The sequence below is a fragment of the Vibrio sp. 2132-1 genome (assembly GCF_033344315.1).
This window is the reverse complement of sequence record NZ_JAWPON010000879.1, coordinates 1-511: the sequence shown is the minus strand read 5'-3', so window position 1 is coordinate 511 and position 511 is coordinate 1. Positions and strand designations below refer to the sequence as shown.

Below are 511 nucleotides of genomic sequence, written 5' to 3'. Positions count from 1 at the left end.
CGAGATGAACGCTCATCAAACCGTGATGAGAAGGTAAGTAACCAGCGCAGAATCCTAGGGTCGCTCGCCCTGATTTTACGTTTTCAACGATTCTCGGAGTGTGATTGGTCGAGATTCTGAGATAAGGATCGCGTGCCAGTTGCTCTTCCATAATCATACTCAGATAACCTGCGACGAGAGTTTCTGAGCAATCCATTTTTATTAATGACGTATCTTCGAGCTCTTGCTGATCGTAAATCTGTCCTCGTAACTCATTGAACGTGGGCTCTATCGTATTGATAAGGGCCAGAGCATCCGAGGTTAGTTTAATGTGTCTGCCGTTTGGCTCGATCAGTTTCTTTCCTAATTTTTTTTCTAAATTGGCGATACGTTTACTCACCGCAGATTGGCTGATGTACAGCTGACTACCAGTGCGGCTCATGGTTTTTTCTTTACTTAGTACAAGTAACGTTTCAATGCCTTCTAATAACATAGCAATTAATGAAAATTAGGAATGAGACGGATAATTTAA

1 protein-coding gene is annotated in these 511 nt (G+C 42.1%); it reads right to left on the bottom strand.

The genetic code is table 11. From position 1 onward, the window contains the following. A partial coding sequence (locus R8N47_RS28510; RefSeq protein WP_318186522.1) for a LysR family transcriptional regulator occupies positions 1–472 on the bottom strand: 472 nt, incomplete at its 3' end. Positions 473–511 lie beyond the last annotated feature (39 nt).